Origin of the sequence: Cellulomonas sp. JH27-2 (assembly GCF_014837175.1) — a bacterium.
Classification (GTDB): domain Bacteria; phylum Actinomycetota; class Actinomycetes; order Actinomycetales; family Cellulomonadaceae; genus Cellulomonas.
On the sequence record NZ_JACYFR010000005.1, the window covers coordinates 301,292 to 319,571 of the forward strand.

Sequence of the window (18,280 nt, forward strand, 5' to 3'; positions counted from 1 at the left end):
TGGACGTGGCGCAGGTGCGCCGGCGCGTGCGCGGCTGGGGTGGCGTCGCGCTGCGCCGCCTCGGCTGGCTGCCCGCGGGCATGCCCGACGGACTGGGCGACGACGCCGCGCTGGAGGGGAAGACCTTCCCTCAGCGCGTCGTCGTCTTCTATGCCGGCACCCGGCAGAACCTGTACCAGCTGCGGCAGTGGTACGCGCCGCTGCGTGAGCTCGACGCCACGTACGGTGTGCTGATCGTCGCGGCCGACTCGCGGGCGGCGCGGGTCGTGGCGCAGGAGCAGCGGCTTCCCGTCATCACGGTTGGGCGCAGCGCCACGATCGACGCGATCGCCGAGCGTTCCGGCACCGCGCTGTTCTGCTACGTCGGGCACGACGTCGGCAACTTCAACGCCCTGCGCATCCCGAGCGCGCTGCACGTCTACCTCTCGCACGGCGAGAGCGACAAGCGCGTCGCGGCTTCCAACCTGATCAAGGCGTACGACTACGCGTTCGTCGCCGGTCAGGGTGCGGTGGACCGGTTCGCCGACCAGCTCATGCGGTTCGAGCCGGCGGGGCGCGTGGTACCGATCGGGCGCCCGCAGCTCGACGCGGTGCGCACCGGGCCTCGCGAGCGCCCGACGGGCGCGCCGATCGTCGTCCTGTACGCCCCCACGTGGGAGGGCGGCCAGGGGTCGAGCGCGTACTCGTCGGTCGTCAGCCACGGCGAGCGGCTGGTGCACACGCTGCTCGCCGACCCGCGCTTCCGCGTCGTCTACCGCCCGCACCCGCGCACAGGGGTCTCGGACGCGCGGTTCGCGGCCACCGACGCGCGCATCCGCGCGGCGATCGCCCAGGCCGGTCCCGGTCACAGGGTGGACCGGGGGAACGACCCGTACCGGACGTTCGAGGGCGCCGACCTCATGGTCACGGACGTCTCCGCGATCGCGTTCGACTGGTTGGCGACGGGCCGCCCGCTCGTCGTCACCGTCCCGCCCGGTGCGGCCGACGTCGCGTCCACGGGACTGCTCGAGACCGTCCCACGCCTGCACGCCCACGACGTCGGGACACTGCCCGACCTGCTGGAACGCGAGGTCGTCGCGGATCCCGACGCCGCTCGGCGCGCCCAGCTCGTCGACTACTACTTCGGCACCGTCGGTGGTGCCACCGCGCGGTTCGTCGCCGAGTGCGACCGCGTCATCTCGGAGCGCGACGCTCTGCAGGCTGACGACGTCCTGCGCGCCGGACAAGGACAGGAATGACCGAGCACACCACCTCCGCGCGGCCCACGGTCGCCGACATCAGGCGCGTCGGTCAGCCCGACTCGATCCGCAAGCGCCGCAACGCCGAGCACTGGACCGCTGATGTGTACGGGCGGCGGATCTCGCCGTACCTGACCCTGGGTGCGCTGCGCCTGGGGATGAGCGCGAACGCGGTCACCTGGGTGATGCTCGCGATCGGCTGGGTCGCGGCGCTCACCGTGGCGCTGCCGGGCTGGGGCTTCGCGGTCCTGGCCGTGGTGCTGACGCACCTGCAGATGGTCGTGGACTCGTCCGACGGCGAGGTCGCGCGCTGGCGCGGGACCAGCGGACCGGTCGGGATCTTCATCGACAAGCTCGCGCACTACACGACCGAGGCGCTGATCGCGCTGGCGTTCGGCGTGCGAGCGGCCGGCGGGTTCGGCGAGATCTCCGACAACCTGGCCTGGACCACGTGGGGCGGGCTGTTCGCCACGCTGCTGCTGCTCAACAAGGTCGTCAACGACCTCGTCGTCTCGTCGCGCGCGCAGGGCGGGCTGCCGCCCGCGAAGGACGCCGCCGAGGTCGCGGCGCCGCGCGTCAGCGGGGTGGCGCGGCTGCGCCGCGCGGCGCGGTTCGTCCCCTTCCACCGGCTGTTCCACGCCGTCGAGCTCGCGACCGTGATCGCGCTCGCGGCGATCATCGATGCCTTCGTCGGCGGGATCGACGTGACGCGCTGGACGCTGATCGGGCTCGTCGTCGCGGTCGTGGTGACTGGCCTGGGCCACGTGACCGCGATCCTGTCGTCGTCGAGGTTGCGCGCATGAGCCGCCCGCTGCCGACGATCGGCGTCGTCGTGCTGTCGATGGGCAACCGACCCGTCGACCTGACGATCGCCGTCAAGTCCGCCCTCGCGCAGGAGGGTGTCGAGACCGACGTCCTGGTGGTCGGCAACGGCTGGGAGCCCGAGGGCATCCCTGCCGGCGCGCGCTCGATGGCGTTGCCGGAGAACCTCGGCATCCCCGAAGGTCGCAACGTCGGTGCCGCGCAGGTGAGCGGCGACCTGATCTTCTTCCTCGACGACGACGCCGTCATCCCGTCCACCGATGCGCTGCGTACGATGGCCGAGCGGTTCGCGGCGCGCCCGAGGCTCGGGATGGCGCAGGCGCTGCTCACCACGGCGGACGGCTCGGAGCCGCCCGGCCGCTGGGTGCGCCGGCTGCGCAAGGGCGACCCGCGCCGCTCGAGCGTCATCTTCTCGGTGACCGAGGGCGTCACCGCGGTGCGTCGCGACGTGTTCGAGGGCGCCGGGGGCTGGGCGGGGGAGTTCTTCTACGCGCACGAGGGCATCGAGCTCGCGTGGCGGGTCTGGGATCAGGGCTTCGAGGTCTGGCACATGGGCGACGTCGAGATGCACCACCCCGCCACGAGCCCGAGCCGGCACGCGGTCTCGCAGCTGCTCAACGGCCGCAACCGCGTCTGGCTGGCCCGACGCAACCTGCCCGTGGTGCTGCGCCCGCTGTACGTGGGGACGTGGACGGCGATCCAGGTGGTCCGTGACCGCAAGGACCGCTCCGCGCTGCGGGTCTGGTTCGACGGCTTCCGCGAGGGGTGGCGGGACGATCCGGGCGAAGCGCGCATCATCTCCTGGCGCACCGTCGCGGTCATGACCCTCAAGGGCCGACCGCCGATCATCTGAGGCAACCAATTTGCGGTCGATACTGGATGCTGCGGCGCGGGCGTGTCACAGTTGCCCCCATGCGCCACGGTAGTCGTCTCTCGTTCACTCCTGTCACACGCCTCGCAGCCTCGATCCTGGCCGCGGTGCTGGTGCTGGCGGGGCTGACGGTGGCGCTCCCAACGGCCGCGGAGGCGGCGACGACGTCGCACACGCTGACCGCGCCGACGTCGGTCCACCTGGGGACGTCGGCGACGATGAAGGCCACCTGGATCACGAAGGGCAAGCGTGCGACGGGCAGCGTCCTGCTGCAGAAGCGCTCCGGCGGCACGTGGAAGACGGTCGCGAAGGTCAAGCTCGTCAAGGGCAACGGGTCGGTCGCCATCAAACCCGCGGCGAGCGCGACGTACCGGCTGCACAGCGCGACGTACAACAGCGCTTCGAAGACCGTGAAGGTGGTGCGCAACTGGCTCTCGTTCGGGCCGAGCGCGGGCGCGTCCATCAAGGTCGGGACCTCGGTGAACCTCACGCTCAAGGTCTACAAGGACGCCAAGCCCGTCACGCGGATCGTGGCGCTGCAGCGGCTCTCGGGCAAGAAGTGGGTCACGGTCCAGAAGCTGAAGGTCAGCAGCACGGGCACGACCGTCGCCGTGAAGCCGACCTCGACGACGAAGTACCGCCTGGTCCGCTACTCGCTGACGAGCGCCATCCGCACCGTGACGGTCGACCGCGACTGGGCGTCCCTGTCGTTCTCGTCGCGCTCGCTCGCCACCTCCACCTCGACCACGACAGCGACCGCCACCTGGTACTCCGCGGGCAAGAAGGCCACCGGAACGATGACGCTCCAGCAGCGCATCGGGTCCGGAGCCTGGACCACGGCCGCGAAGGTCAAGGTCACGGGCGGCATCGGCACGGTGACCGTCAAGCCGCTGGTCTCGCGCACCTACCGCCTGCTCGCCGGTTCCGTGTCGAGCTCGTCGGTCAAGGTGAGCGTGAAGACCGTCATCCCGGCATCGTTCACGATCAAGGGTTCCGGTTTCGGTCACGGCGTGGGGATGTCGCAGTATGGCGCCTACGGCATGGCGCTCGACGGGTACAGCGCCACCAAGATCTTGCAGCACTACTACTCGGGCGACACGGTCGGGCTCGATGGGCTGTCCTCCAAGACTTCCATCGCAGTCCAGATCGACAACGCAAGGACGTCACTGCCTGTCCAGATCGTGGGTGGAGCGTGGCGTGTTGGTACGACGCCCGGGCTCTCGACGTTGGCGGGCTCGGCGAGCGCGACGATCAAGTTCGCGGTTGCGAAGGACGGAAAGTCGGTTACTGCGACGTACGGCAGCAAGAGCGTGACGTCGCCGAGTCTCGCCCTGCAGTGGGGTGGGACTACGTACTTCCCCTCACTGACGACCGGCATCTATGCCACCTGGGATGCGACGGCCAATCGGTATCACTACGGCCAGCTCCGGATCAGCGTGCTGAACAAGAAGCTGAACATCGTGAACGACGTTCGACTGCAGACCGAGTACCTGTACGGCCTGGGCGAGGTTCCGTCGAGCTGGTCGATGGAAGCGCTGAAGGCGCAGGCGATCGCGGCGCGCTCCTATGCGGAGACGACGCACCGCACTGGTTGCGGTTGCGACATCCTGGACAGCACGAGCGACCAGAATTACGTCGGCTGGAAGAAGGTGACCGGCACGGACGGTGCTCGATGGGTCGCAGCAGTCGACGCCACCGTGGACGCCGCGACGGGCCAGGGCAAGGTCGTCAAGACGAATGCTGGCAAGGTCGAGCACACCTACTACTACTCGTCCTCTGGTGGCAGCACGCTCAACAGCGAGGATGTGTGGGTCGCCGCGATCCCCGCGATGAGGTCCGTCGACGATCCGTGGAGCCTGGACCCCAGGGTCGGCAACTCGCTCTCTACATGGTCCGTGTCGCTGAGCCAAGCGAGCGCAGCCAAGATGCTCGGCCTCAAGGATGTCGTCGCGATCTCGCTGTCTCACTACACAGGAGGCGGGCTGAAATCGATGACCGGAACATCGTCGATGGGCCTGACGGCTACGGTGATCGGTAAGGCGGACGCCATGCGCAGCAAGCTGAATGCATACGCCACCGGCACGGTCTACGGTCCCTGGGTGAGGTCGGCAACACCGGTGCCGCCGAAGTAGGCCGCACCGGCGCCGTCGACCTCAGCGGCCCAGGGTCGCGTACTTCGCCTCGGTGGCCTCCTTGCGGGGGCGCCACCAGGCCTCGTTGGCGCGGTACCAGTCGATGGTCGCGGCGAGGCCCTCGCGGAACGAGCCGTACTGGGGCTGCCAGCCGAGCTCGTCGCGCAGGCGCGTCGCGTCGATGGCGTACCGCAGGTCGTGACCGGGACGGTCGCTGACCAGGTCGTACGCATCGGCGTCCTGGCCCATCAGGTCCAGGATGGTCTCGACCACCGTCTTGTTGTCGACCTCGCCGTCGGCGCCGATGAGGTAGGTCTCGCCGATCCGGCCGCGCTCGACGATCGCCCACACCGCGGTGTTGTGGTCCTCGACGTGGATCCAGTCGCGCACGTTCTGCCCGGTGCCGTACAGCTTGGGCCGCACACCGTCGATGACGTTGGTGATCTGGCGCGGGATGAACTTCTCCACGTGCTGCAGCGGGCCGTAGTTGTTGGAGCAGTTGGAGATCGTGGCCTGCACGCCGAAGGAGCGGACCCATGCGCGGACCAGCAGGTCGGACGACGCCTTCGTCGACGAGTACGGGCTCGACGGGTTGTACGGCGTGTCCGGCGTGAACTTGGCCGGATCGTCGAGCTCGAGGTCGCCGTAGACCTCGTCGGTCGAGATGTGGTGGTAGCGCACCCCGTGCTTGCGGACTGCCTCGAGCAGCGTGAACGTGCCGATCACGTTGGTCTGGACGAACGGCGACGGGTCGTGCAGCGAGTTGTCGTTGTGCGACTCGGCGGCGAAGTGGACGACCAGGTCGGACTGCGCGACAAGACCGTCGACGAGCGCGGCGTCGCAGATGTCGCCGCGCACGAACGTGATCGCGTCCGCGACGCTCGCCAGGCTCGCCTCGTCGCCCGCGTAGGTCAGGGCGTCGAGCACCGTGACCTGCACGTCGGGGCGCTCGCGCACGGTCTGGAGGACGAAGTTGGCGCCGATGAAGCCAGCACCGCCGGTGACCAGAACACGCACGAGAAACTCCTTCGGGTGGCGCGTGCGATGACGCGCCGTGGGGTTGGGACGGTGACAAATCTACCGGGGCACGTACCCTGGACGGCGTCGCGTGCCTGACGCAACGGTTCGAGGGGGAGCATCGCATGGTCCGCAAGCTGGTCGTGGCGGCCGTCGGTCTGTCGGTCGCGATCGGGGGGATGGTCGTCCCGGCGCAGGTGGCCGGCGCCGTCGGCCCCGAGGTGTCTCCCGTCGTCCTCGCGCCCGACGAGGACGCTGCCGCGCCTGTCGACGGCGCATCCGCCGACGGGTCGTCGGACGCGACTGCCGTCGACCCCGAGGTTGTCGACCCTGACGTCACCGCCGTGCCCGTCGACGGTGTGGACCCGGCCGCGAGCCGCGACGCGAGCGCTTACGCGCCGGCCCGGACGGACGGATCGTCCGCGTCCGCGCCAGCGGTGGCGGCGGTCGACCCCGACGACGTCGTCGCGCTGGGGGCGCGGACGTTCACGGGCCACTTCCTGGTCGCGGGCGTGACCTGGGACCCGGGTCAGGACATCGCGGTCACGCAGGTCGCCGTGCGGGTGCGCGAGGGTGGGACCTGGACGCCCTGGCAGGACCTCGACGTCGTCGACGTGGGCGTGCCGGGGGAGCGGCCGGGCACCGAGCCGCTGATCAGCTCGGGTGCGGACGCCGCGCAGGTGCGCGTGGCGACTGCCGGCGGAGACGCCGAACCGGCGGGCCTGCGACTCGACGTGATCGACCCCGGGACGACGCCCGTCGCGAGCACCTCCACGAGCACGCCCACCCGCACCTCGGGGGACACGGGCGTGCGGGCAGTCGCCGACGTCGTCCCCGCCGTCGAGACGGTGCCCGCACCGACGCCCACACCGACCTCGGCCCCGACGCCCACGCCCACGCCGACCACGCCGACCACCCCGAGCACCGTGACCGTCGCGGCGAAGACCGGCGCGAAGGGCGACGTCATCCGCCCGAGGATCGTCACGCGCAAGCAGTGGGGCGCCAACGAGAAGCGGGGCAGCGCGTGGCCGGAGGTGTCGTCGCGCCTGACCGCGATGTACCTGCACCACACCGCCGGCACGAACAGCTACTCGAAGTCCCAGTCCGCGGCGATCGTGCGCGGCATCTACGCGTTCCACACCGGCAGCCGCGACTGGCCGGACATCGGCTACCAGTTCCTCGTCGACCGGTTCGGGACTATCTACCAGGGGCGCCGTGACGCGATGACGGACCTGCCGATCGGCGCCCAGGCCGGGGGGTACAACACCGACACGATCGGCGTGTCCGCCATGGGGAACTTCCAGACCGGGAACCCACCGGCCGCCATGGTCGCGTCCGTCGAGAAGGTGTTCGCATGGCAGGCCTACGCGCACGGCCTGAACGCGACCGGGCGCGCCACGCTCATCACCGGGTCGAGCACGGGGAGCAACACGAAGGCGAAGGCGGGGGCGAAGGTCTCCGTGCCCGTGATCCTGGGGCACCGCGACACGAACGGCACGGCGTGCCCGGGGTGGCGGCTCTACGAGAAGCTCCCGGCCATCCGCAAGGCGGTCAAGAAGCAGGTCACGGCGGCGATCGCGAAGTACGGCAAGCCGGTTCCCGCGCTGCCCGCACCCACCGCCGTCGCGCCGACGAGCACGCAGGTGCCGGTCCAGTGGGCGTCGTCGTCGACCTACCGGTGGAAGGCCGTCAAGGGCGCGGTGTCCTACCAGGTCCTCACCCGGTCGTCGGGCTTGACGTACGCGATGGACGACGACCGCGCGTGGACCGTGCTCAAGACGGTCAAGGGCACGTCGACGTCGATCGCCACCGACCCCGGTCGTACGCGCGTGATCGCGGTTCGGGCGATCGACAGCAAGGCGCGGCGGGGTCTGGTCACGGTGATCGGCCAGGTCACACGCCTCGTCGACTGGTCGAGCGTCGCCCGGTCCGCGTCCTGGAAGCGCAGCACCGCGACCGGGTACACGACGTACCGCACGACGACGAGCGGGGCGACGCTCACCGTGAAGAGCGTCAAGCAGGCCCGCGCCGTCCTCCTGCAGGTCGCACGCGGACCGGCCACCGGCCGGATCGAGGTCAAGGCGGGCAGCAAGCGGCTCGGGTACGTCGAGACCCGTTCCTCGACGACGACGTCGCGGGCGGTCGTCCGCCTCGACCTTCCCGCCTCCACGTCCGGCACGATCACGCTGCGCACGGTCGCCGGCCGCGGCCCGGTGACCGTGGCGGGCATCGCGTTCCCGAGGGTCAGGACCGCAGCCCTGACGCTCGGCCTCGGGCGGCTGCCGTCCGCGACGCCGACGAAGGTCGCGCTGTCCGCCTCGCAGGCACCGTTCCTCGAGGCCACGTCGTCGGTCTACCGCTGGAAGAAGGTGTCGACGGCCGTCCGCTACGAGGTGTTCGTCCGTACCGCGGCGCACGGCAAGGCGTTGCCGTCGTCGTGGACGAAGGTGAGGACCACGACCGGGACGTCGTACCGGCTGCCCACCTCGCCGTCCGGGCGCACGTGGCTGGTGGGGGTCCGGGCGGTCGGCAAGGGCGGCTCGAGCGCGATCACGTCCTTTCCGCGGGCGACGCGTCCCGTGTCGAGCGCGCTCGTGAAGCGGTCGTCGGGGTGGACCACCAAGCACGGCGACAGCTGGTACCGGGCTCAGGTGTGGCAGGCGACGACCGCCAAGCGGACGCTGACGGTGACGTCCGCGAAGAGCGTGCGCGCGGTGCGGCTCATCGTTGCGTCGGCGCCCGGGCGTGGGCGCGTCGTGGTCAAGATCGGCTCGACGACCATCAAGACGGTCTCGACCGCATCGGCCCAGCCAACGGCCCACCGGCACCTCGACATCGTCCTGCCCAGGACCATGAGCGGGACCCTGACCGTGACGGCGCTGGACCGCAAGACGGTCAGGATCTCTGCCATCGTGCTGGGGCGTTGATGCGTCCTGACCTGCAGCTTCGCCCCTCTTGCAGCGACGGCGCGCGATAGATCACCCAGGCAATCGGCGCAGGTATACTGCTCCCGCCCATCTGTGCGTGAGGGGTCGCCCCCGGCTCGTGCGCACACATCCGAGCAGGGAGCACGATGCACGAGACGACGACGGATCCGGTGCGGCAGCAGCCACGACTGGCGCACAGCACGGGTTCGGGAGGGTCTCGCACCCTTGCCATCGATCCGGTCGTCTTCATGCAGCCTCTGCATCTCATGCCCTCGGGGTGGCTGGAGCACGTCCCGTTCGCGTTCTGGCTGGCAGCGACCCACCGGCCGACGACGTTCGTCGAGCTCGGGACGCACTACGGCGTCTCCTACTTCGCCTTCTGCCAGGCGCTGGACGTCACAGGGCAGGCGACCCGCTGCTTCGCTGTGGACGCGTGGAAGGGCGACGAGCACGCGGGTGCGTACGGACCGGAGGTGTTCCGGGCCGTCCGTGATCACAACGAACGCCTCTACTCCCGCTTCTCGACGCTCATGCCCATGTTGTTCGACGACGGCCTCGAGTTCTTCGCGGACGGCGAGATCGACCTCCTGCACATCGACGGCTACCACACGTACGAGGCTGCGCGTCACGACTTCGAGTCCTGGCTGCCGAAGCTCTCCCGCCGGGCGGTCGTCGTGCTCCACGACACGAACGAGCGGAAGGACGACTTCGGAGCCTTCCGGTTCGCCGACGAGCTGCGTTCGATCTACCCCGTCGTGCAGTTCTCGCACGGGCATGGTCTGACTGTCGTGGCCGTCGGTCCCGACCAGAACCAGGAGATGCAGGAATTCTTCCGTACGGGCCACGACGGCGCGGCCCTGAGTGACCTGCAGAAGGTGTTCGGTCGGCTGGGCAAGGCATGTGCTCAGGACTTCCTCAAGCGGTCGCTCGAGGTCGAGCTGCGCGACACCAAGCGAGAACGCGATCGTCTGAAGAGCGACCTGGAGGGAGCCCGTGCTCTCGTCGGTGAGACCGAGAGCGAACGTGGCGCGCTCGAGCGCGCGATCATCGAGCGTGAGGCGACGTTCGACGCGGAGCGTCTCAAGGCGGAGTCCGAGCTGGCCACCGCCCGCCAGAACCTGCGCGTCGCGGCGAGGTCGGCGCGCACGATGGGCGAGGCGGCCCGGGCGGCCAAGACCACCCTGTCGGGGCGGGACCGTGAGCTTGCGGCGGCGAAGAAGAGCGCGGCGGCCCGCAAGCGCGAGATCGCCAAGATGAAGCGGTCCACGTCGTGGCGCCTCACGGCGCCGTTGCGTGCCATCGCGCGCGCTGTCAGGCGCCCCAACCGGCGGCGTGACGCCACCGGGGGAGCGGGAGCCGCGCCGCGCCGCTCCGCTCCTGCGCGGCCCAACGGCGGCGCCCCGAGCGCGCCCGTCGTCGACGCTCGCTGGTACATGAGGTACTACCCCGACGTAGCGGTCCAAGGGCTCGACGCGGTGACGCACTATGCCGCCATCGGTGCTGCGCAGAAGAGGCACCCCAACCCCGACGCGTTCAGACGCGCCGAGGTCCCGGCGTTCGACGCCGACTGGTATCTCAAGGCCTACCCCGACGTCGCCAAGGCCGGCATGGACCCCGTCGTCCATTACTCGCTGTTCGGGCGGCGTGAGAAGCGCTCTCCCGTCCCGACCGCCCTTCCCGTCAAGCGGCAGGCCATCCGACGGTCGTACCAGGACTGGGACCGCGAGGAGGAGCGCGACTTCCTCGCGCAGATCGACACGGTCTACCAGCAGCATCAGCACGAGGTCGATCGGGCGCTCGTCTCGGTCGTCATGCCGACCTACAACCGCTCGTCCCAGATCGCCGACGCCGTCCGTTCGGTCATCGCGCAGAGCCACGCCAACCTCGAGCTGCTCGTCGTGGACGACGGCAGCACCGACGACACCGAAGCGGTCGTCACCGGGTTCGCAGACCCTCGGGTGCGGTATCTCCGGCTCGCCAAGCAGGGTGTCTCGAGTGCTCGGAACGCGGGCCTCGCTGCGGCCAAGGGGACGTTCGTCGCATACCTCGACAGCGACAACACCTGGACGACCGACCATCTGCGTCACCTCGTGACCTTCCTGGTGCGCACCGGATCGACGCTCGCCTACTGCGGGCTTCGCGCCACCGGGGACGAAGGTGCCCCGCCCTACTACCGCGGCGCGCCGTTCGACTACGAGTTCTGCCTGGACGGCAACTACGTCGACCTCAATGCGGTCGTGCACCGGCGGCTCGACGACGCGCGGTACCGGTTCGACCGCGAGCTCCGACGGCTGGTCGACTGGGACTACCTGCTGTCCGTCACGCGGACGACGGGAGCGACCTTCCTGCCGTTCGTGGGCGTCAACTACTACGCCGGCTCCGGATTCGGTCGCATCACCTCGACGGAGCACCAGGGCGACGCTCTCCGGGACCTGGCGGCGAGGATCCAGGCCCGGCACGCTCTCGGTCGGGGGCCGGTGGCACCGGCGCGGGCCTGGCGGGATGCGCTCGCCGGGGGAGCGGCACTGCTCGGGGACGAGCACTCGGCACCGTTCGAGGCCGCGGACGCGCGCATCGACTGGTCGGAGCTGGCCGGAAGGTCTCGCGTTGCCGGTCGGGTGAGCGTGGTCGTCCTCGGCTTCGACAACTACGACCTGACCCGGGCGTGCGTGCGATCCGTCCTCGAGCATCCCGATGGACGTGACCTCGAGCTCGTCGTGGTCGACAACGGGAGCTCCGACGGCTCGCACGCGAAGATCGTCGAGGAGTTCGGCGGGCGCACGGATGTCGTGCCGCTGAGGCTCGAGCAGAACGTGATGTTCTCGGCTGGGAACAATGCGGGATTCGCTGCGTCGAGCGGTGAGGTGGTCGTGTTCCTCAACAACGACACGATCGTCACCGAGGGCTGGCTCGACGGCCTGGTCGAGCCGTTGCGGCTCGACCCCACCGTCGGAATGGTGGGACCGAAGCTCCTCTACGAGGACGGAACCGTCCAGTGCTGCGGCATCGTCTTCTCCGCGAAGTCCCACATCCCGTACCACGTCTATCAGGGTCACGCGGGCGACGCCCCGGAGGTCAACAAGGCCCGCGTCCACCAGGCGCTCACGGGAGCCTGCATCGCGATGCGGGCGACGGACTTCGTCGAGCTGCGAGGTCTCGACCCCGCCTTCATCAACGGATGTGAAGACCTCGACCTCGCCTTCCGGCTGCGCGCGCAGCTCCGGCTGCGCGCGCTCTACAACCCGGCGTCCGTGGTGTACCACCTGGAGAGCCGCTCGAGCGGGCGCGGGCGGTTCATCGCGCGCAACAGGGCCGGGTTCGTGGCGAGGTGGGCGGGCGCGGTCGTCGCGGACGACGCCGGCGTGTACGCGGAGGACGGCTTCCGCGCCGTGAGCTACGTCAAGGCGGGCAGCGAGGCCGACGGCCCCACTGCTCTCTACCGTCCTGTCCTGGAGCCCGTCGAGCTGCCGCGCGACGTCCCGGACCGGGTCGTCAACATCGGGTTCAGCTCGATCTGGCACACACGGGGCGTCAGCATCCAGACCAAGCAGATCACCGACGCGATCGAGAGCCCGACCCTCCGGACCCACATCTTCGCGCGCTGGGAGAGCGACCGGTTCGAGAACGCCGGTGCCGTGGAGCATCCTCGCGTCCTCAACGCGGGCGACGACCCGACGCCGGCGGAGATGCTCGCGTGGGTACGCGACAACGAGATCGACTGCGTCGTCTTCATCGAGGTCCATCCCAACGACTGGAAGCGCGTCAGTGCGCTCAAGGCCGCCGGCGTCGAGGTCGTCTGCTACGAGAACCTCGACGTGCTCCGTACCGAGAGCCTGCATCGCTACGACGTCTTCGACACCTTCCTGTGCGCGTCCTACACGGCGCGTGAGCGTCTGCTGCGACGCTTTCCGTCCAAGCGCGTGATCTTGGTGCCGTGGGCGAGCGACATCAGCGTCCCCGACCAGGTCGAGCGGCCTGCCGACGAGATCCGCTTCGTGCACGTGGGCGGCTGGGGTGGCCTCAACAACCGCAAGAACACGGACATGGTCATTCGTGCGTTCGACGCCGCTGCCCCGAGCTCGGCCAAGCTCTTCGTCTACTCGCAGGTCTCCGTGGACAAGTACGGCGACGAGATCGCCGAGATCTGCCGGACCAATCCGGCCGTGGTGGTGATCGAGGGCACGGTGCCGGAGATCAGCGAGGCGTACGCGGGCAAGGACGTCCTGCTCTGGCCGTCGAAGCGTGAAGGCGTGGGCCTCCCGATCATCGAGGCGTTGGCGTGCGGTCTGACGGTCGTCGTCTCCGACGGCTACATGATGCGGCAGTGGATCGTCCCGGACGAGCACGGGCTCGTGTGCGCTGCACGTCCGCGCTTCGACCGGATGACGCTTCCCGAGATGATCGTCGACGAAGCGAGCCTCGTCGAGACCATCCGCACTCTCGCGAACGATCCTGGGCGCGTGCACGAGTTGAAGGCTGCGGTGGCGCGGGACCGTGCGCTGTGGACGTGGGAGTGGCAGCGCGACGTCCTCGCGAGGCTGCTGCGCGAGCGTGCGGTCAGTCCACTCTCGCGGCCGTCGGAGCTGCTCGAGTACGTGCCGGAGGAGCTGCGCAGTCACGAGGCCAGACGGCGGTCGTTCGACTGAGCGCTGGTGCCAGGTCGGGCGTGGTCCTCGGAGTGACCTGCGGGTCGTCGTGAGCTGTCCGACCGTGGGCCTGGCGTCCATCTGCGGGCGAGATCGCCCGCAGATGGACGCCCGTCCATCTGCTCTGCCGTACTAGACTCCCGGCCAGAACGCGGGACGGGATGGCAATGACGACATACGTGCGCAGGGACTCGCTGCGTCGCCGGGCTCGACGGGTCGGCGGACGGCTGATCCAACGTTTCGGGCTGCTGCCGGCCGGCGTGCCCGACGCCCGCGGCGACGACGCCTCGCTCGTGGCTGCCGGGTCGCTGACCGAACGCGTCGTCGTCTACTTCGGCAGCACCCCGGAGAGCGTCTACCAGCTCGAGCAGTGGCTGCCCGCGCTCGAGGCCCTGCACGCCGCCCACCCGGTGGTCGTCCTGACGGCGGACTCGCGGTCGGCCGCGCGCATCCGCACGCTCACGCGGCTGCGGGTCGCGACGGTCTCGCGCTACGCCACCTTCGACGACCTGCTCACCGGCAGCCAGGTGCGGCTGGTGCTGTACGTCAACCACCACGCCCAGAACTTCGGGCTGCTGCGCTTCGGCGACGTCACCCACGTGTCGTTGCTGCACGGCGACAGCGACAAGGTCGTCTCGGTCTCCAACCAGGCCAAGGCCTACGACTTCACGTTCGTCGCCGGCCAGGCCGCGGTCGACCGGTTGAGCATCCACCTGCAGCACTTCGACGCGGCCGCGCGGTGCGTCGTCGTCGGGCGCCCGCAGGCGTCCGCCGCGCCCCGCGAGCGCAGGCCGGGAGAGCCGCTGACCGTCCTGTACGCGCCGACGTGGGAGGGGGCGCAGCGGTCGGCCGCGTACGGGTCGCTGCTCGACCTCGGCCCTGCGCTCGTGCGCGCCGTGGTCGCCGATGCCGGCCTGCGACTGGTCTACCGGCCGCACCCGCTCACGGGCGTGCGACGCCCTGACTACGGCGAGGCCGACGCGGCGGTGCGGGAGATCGTCACCGCAGCCGGGCACCGGGTCTCCACCGGCGCGGCCATCGCCGACGACTTCGCCGCCGCCGACGTGCTCGTCTGCGACGTCTCGGCGGTCGCGGTCGACTGGCTCGCGACGGGGCGTCCCCTGGTGCTGACCGAGCCGCCCGGTCAGGACCCGACGGCGCTGCGCACGCCGCTCGCCAAGGCCGTACGAAGGCTGGGGCCCGACGACGCCGCGCGGGCCGCGAGCATCGTGCGGCAGGAGGTGGAGCGTGACGAGCTGGCCGCCGACCGGGTCGCGATGGCCCGTTACTACCTGGGTGACACCACGCCCGGTGCCGCACTGAGCCACTTCCTGGCCGCGTGCGACCAGGTCGTCGCCGGCGTCGACCCCGCGCCCGTTCGCGTCGACGGCCGAGCGACGGACGCCTTCACGCTCTGATCGTCGCAGCGCCCGGGTGCGTCCGGGTGGGTCCGGGCGGTCCGGTTCAGTCCGTCGCGCCGGCGTCGAGCTCGTCCGTCTCGAGCTCGCTCGCGTCGAGCTCGTCGTCGTCGGTCGCCTGCTGCCCCGCGGTGCGCGGGGCGTCGACGAGCGCGCGCACCGCGTCGACGAAGACCTGGCCGTACCCCTCGACGGGGAAGTCGCCCAGGTAGTAGCGGCGCAGGTCGGCACGGGTGGCGGCCATGTCGTCGGTCCGCAACCGCGCGATCGCGTCGCGGACCTCGCCGGCGTCGGCCGCGTGCGCCACGTAGGCGGCGCGCGCCAGGGGGAAGTCGGCCAGGAAGGTGGCGTCGTCGTCCTGCCCGACGCGGGCCAGGACGAACGGCTTCTCGCTGAACAGGTAGTCGGCCGGCACGGAGGAGACGTCCGCCACCAGGGCGTCGGAGGAGTTGAACGTCTCGTCCAGGTCCAGCTCGGACGCCGCGGCGCCGTAGAGGTGGTTGCGGCCGCTGGCCGCGCGATCGGCCTCGAGCAGCGCGTGGATGTCGGCGATGTGCCCGCGGGACGCGGCGTCGCCCATCGAGAACGGGTGCGGGCGGAACGTCACCGTCCACCCGGCCGCGAGCAGCTCCGACACGAGCAGCGTGCCGTGCGCGAGGGAGCCGAAGTTGTTGTCCGCGTGGAACCCGGTCCATGTGGGCGCGTACAGGACGTGCTCGCGCCGGTCCGTCGTCGCCCGGGCGATGTGCTGCACCTGCGGGCGCCCGACGATCCGGAACTTGTGCGCCGGGATGGACACCCCGTGCTGCTCGTACCGGTCGACCCCCGCCTGACCCGCGACGAAGATCTCGTCGAACATCGCCGTGACGGGGTTGTAGCTGGACGGCTTGTCGCTGTCGCCGTGCAGGAGCTGGACGTGCGTGAGATCGCGGTAGCGGACGTTGTGGCCGTTCTTGGCGCCGTTGTTCACGTAGATCGCGACCCGCAGGGAGTCGAGCTGGACCCCATCGAGCTCGGCGAGCGTGCGGGCGGCGATCACGGGGACGTCGGTGAGCTCGGCGACGGCGAGCGCGAGCGGCGACTCACGCACGACGATCACCCAGCGGCGGTCCACGGCCGCGAGGTGCTCGAGCCACGTGCGGAGCTGGTACTGCGTGCCGCCGGGACCCGACAGGTAGACCATGAACCGCGGTGCGTACGCCTCCAGGGCGGCTCGGACCTCGTCGTCCAGGCGGCCGCGGTCGCGGGCCGCCTGCAAGGTCCAGCCGAGCACGACGGCGGCGTCGACGAGCGTCCCGACGGCAGCGACGACGGCGAGCCACGTCGCGACCGCACCGAGCGCGGTGAGCGCGACCAGCACCACCGAGGCGAGGACCACGAGGCCGCCGGAGCGGGCGTACGGGCGGCGCAGGTCGAACCCGGGCAGGTTCATGACGGGCCTGCTCGACGCCCGCCACAGACGAGCACCGGACGGTTCCGTCGCGACCAGTGCCGCGAGGGCCGCGGCGGTGAACACCGACCAGCGCGGCGCGTCCGAGCCGGCGACGAGCACGACCGCGGCGACGGCGGTGACGGTGCGCGCGGCACCCCACGCACCGAGGTGGCGCAGTGCGCGGGGTCGCCGGCGCAGCCCGAGCGCGTTCGCTGCCAGGACGACGCCGCCGAGCGTGAGCGCCCAGCCGACCGCGTCCAGCGCCGCGGCGCAGACCGCGAGGACGGCGAGGGTGTTCAGTGCGCCGGTCGCGACGGCCTTCGCCGCCGAGCCGGACCGCAGGCGCAGCCGGAGACGGCCCAGCAGTGCGCTCACCGGCGAACGACGAGGTTGGCCGAGTCGACGAACTTGCCGACCGGCGACGCGAGCATCTCGATCACCGCGGCGACGTCGCCGGGCTGCATGATCGTCGTCGGGTCCTCGGTCGGTGCCAGCACCCTGCGCAGGGCGGTCGCGGTGCGGCCGGGGGAGATGCACACCACGCGCGTCCCGTAGATCGCGAGCTCCTCGCGCATCACCTCGCTCATGTTGATGAGCGCGGCCTTCGACGCCGAGTACGTCAGCCAGCCCGAGCGGCCCGTGATGCCGGCGGTCGACGCGATGTTCACGATGAGGTCGAAGTGGTTGCCGCGACGCAGGAGCTCCTGGACCAGCGTGAACGGTGCATACAGGTTGACGGACATCGTGCGCTCGAAGTCGGCGAAGTCGACCTGCTGCAGCGCCACCGGGTTGGTGTAGCCGGCGTTGTTGACGAGGAAGTCGACGTTCCCGACCTCCTCGACGATGCAGTCGATGAGCTCGAGCAGGCCGTCCCGGTCGCCGACGTCGGCGCGGTAGGTGAAGAGCTCGATCTCCCGCGGGTTGTTCGCCTCCAGCTCTGCCAGGGCGTCCGAGTAGTCCTGCGAGTCGCGCGCGACCAGGACGATGCGGCTGACCGTCCCCTTGTCCGGGCTGGTCTCCTGCAGGAAGCGGCGGACCGTCTCCAGGCCGATGCCGCGCGAGGCGCCCGTGACGAGCAGCGTCTTAGTCATTCCAGTTCTCGTCTCCGCCGGTGAGCAGGTACGTGGCGAGCTTGATGTCGGTGGGGGTGGTCACCTTGATGTTGCGGTCGCTGCCCGCCACGAAGCGCACGTCGTGCCCGGCGACGGCGACCAGCGTCGCGTCCTCGGTGAACAGACGATCCTCGCGCTCGGCGAACGCGTGCGCGTCGCGCAGGTCTGCGATCGAGAACTTCTGCGGGAGCTGGACGTTGCGCAGCGTCGACCGCTCGAGGTAACCCGTCACGCGGCGCTCGTCGGGGTCCACCGGCGCCACCGTGAACGGGATCTCGAGCATGAGCGAGACATTCCGGTGCTCGGAGGCGACCAGCGAGCGGAAGTCGTCGGACGAGACCAGCGGACGCGCCGTCTCGTGGATGACGACGTCCTGCTCGGTGGCGACGTCCAGCATCGCCCGGACGGACTCGTGCCGGCTCGCCCCGGCCCGCACGTACGTGACAGGCGTACGGATCGCGTAGTCGGACACGATGGCCTCGATCTGCTGGCGCCACCCGTCGGGGTAGTTCAGGACGATCTGCGTGATGTCGTCGACCGCGTCGGCCGCGACCAGCGAGTACACCAGGATCGGCAGACCGTTCACCTTGACGAGCTGCTTGGGCTGGCCGGCGCCGGCCCGAGTGCCCACGCCGCCGTTGAGCAGCAGCAACGAGTACATCGAG

11 protein-coding genes are annotated in these 18,280 nt (G+C 70.4%); 7 read left to right on the forward strand and 4 right to left on the reverse strand.

Annotated features, from left to right (window positions below; genetic code table 11):
• The first annotated feature begins 5 nt into the window (after nt 1-5).
• The 4 genes from IC607_RS17950 to IC607_RS15845 are packed head-to-tail and all read left to right on the forward strand — an operon-like array spanning nt 6 to nt 5,063.
• Complete coding sequence (locus IC607_RS17950; protein WP_191788363.1) at nt 6-1,238, forward strand: CDP-glycerol glycerophosphotransferase family protein; 1,233 nt, start codon at nt 6-8, stop codon at nt 1,236-1,238.
• The gene (locus IC607_RS15835; RefSeq protein WP_191788364.1) at nt 1,235-2,041 is read left to right on the forward strand and encodes a CDP-alcohol phosphatidyltransferase family protein; all 807 of its coding nucleotides are present in this window, start codon (nt 1,235-1,237) and stop codon (nt 2,039-2,041) included. Before IC607_RS17950 ends, IC607_RS15835 begins: the two co-directional genes overlap by 4 nt.
• On the forward strand, nt 2,038-2,913 hold the full coding sequence (locus IC607_RS15840) for a glycosyltransferase family 2 protein (RefSeq protein ID WP_191788365.1): 876 nt from the start codon (nt 2,038-2,040) through the stop codon (nt 2,911-2,913). Before IC607_RS15835 ends, IC607_RS15840 begins: the two co-directional genes overlap by 4 nt.
• 59 nt (nt 2,914-2,972) lie before the next feature.
• Complete coding sequence (locus tag IC607_RS15845) at nt 2,973-5,063, forward strand: SpoIID/LytB domain-containing protein (protein WP_191788366.1); 2,091 nt, start codon at nt 2,973-2,975, stop codon at nt 5,061-5,063.
• A gap of 21 nt (nt 5,064-5,084) precedes the next feature.
• Here the strand turns inward: IC607_RS15845 and rfbB are convergent, their stop codons facing one another.
• Entirely contained in the window at nt 5,085-6,080 is a 996-nt protein-coding gene (rfbB, locus tag IC607_RS15850; RefSeq protein WP_191788367.1) for a dTDP-glucose 4,6-dehydratase, read from the reverse strand.
• 125 nt (nt 6,081-6,205) lie between these two features.
• Here rfbB and IC607_RS15855 point away from each other — a divergent pair, with 125 nt between their 5' ends.
• The 3 genes from IC607_RS15855 to IC607_RS15865 all read left to right on the forward strand — a co-directional run bounded on the left by IC607_RS15855 (nt 6,206) and on the right by IC607_RS15865 (nt 15,071).
• Nucleotides 6,206-9,007 (forward strand): N-acetylmuramoyl-L-alanine amidase, encoded by a 2,802-nt coding sequence (locus IC607_RS15855; protein ID WP_191788368.1) that lies wholly within the window; start codon nt 6,206-6,208, stop codon nt 9,005-9,007.
• A gap of 248 nt (nt 9,008-9,255) precedes the next feature.
• On the forward strand, nt 9,256-13,653 hold the full coding sequence (locus IC607_RS15860) for a glycosyltransferase (RefSeq protein ID WP_191788369.1): 4,398 nt from the start codon (nt 9,256-9,258) through the stop codon (nt 13,651-13,653).
• Between the two features lie 167 nt (nt 13,654-13,820).
• Nucleotides 13,821-15,071, forward strand: a complete 1,251-nt coding sequence (locus IC607_RS15865; protein ID WP_191788370.1) for a CDP-glycerol glycerophosphotransferase family protein — start codon at nt 13,821-13,823, stop codon at nt 15,069-15,071.
• A 46-nt stretch (nt 15,072-15,117) separates the two neighbouring features.
• Here the strand turns inward: IC607_RS15865 and IC607_RS15870 are convergent, their stop codons facing one another.
• Genes IC607_RS15870 through IC607_RS15880 form a run of 3 tightly spaced genes read right to left on the reverse strand, consistent with a single transcriptional unit; the run spans nt 15,118 to nt 18,276 of the window.
• Entirely contained in the window at nt 15,118-16,878 is a 1,761-nt protein-coding gene (locus tag IC607_RS15870) for a CDP-glycerol glycerophosphotransferase family protein (protein WP_191788371.1), read from the reverse strand.
• A complete protein-coding gene (locus tag IC607_RS15875) occupies nt 16,875-17,594 on the reverse strand; it encodes an SDR family NAD(P)-dependent oxidoreductase (RefSeq protein WP_191788372.1) in 720 nt (239 codons plus the stop codon). The genes IC607_RS15870 and IC607_RS15875 overlap by 4 nt, the downstream gene beginning before the upstream one ends.
• Nucleotides 17,587-18,276 carry a 2-C-methyl-D-erythritol 4-phosphate cytidylyltransferase gene (locus IC607_RS15880; protein ID WP_191788373.1) on the reverse strand — a complete coding sequence of 230 codons (690 nt, stop codon included), beginning with the start codon at nt 18,274-18,276 and terminating at the stop codon, nt 17,587-17,589. Before IC607_RS15880 ends, IC607_RS15875 begins: the two co-directional genes overlap by 8 nt.
• Nucleotides 18,277-18,280: the final 4 nt, after the last annotated feature.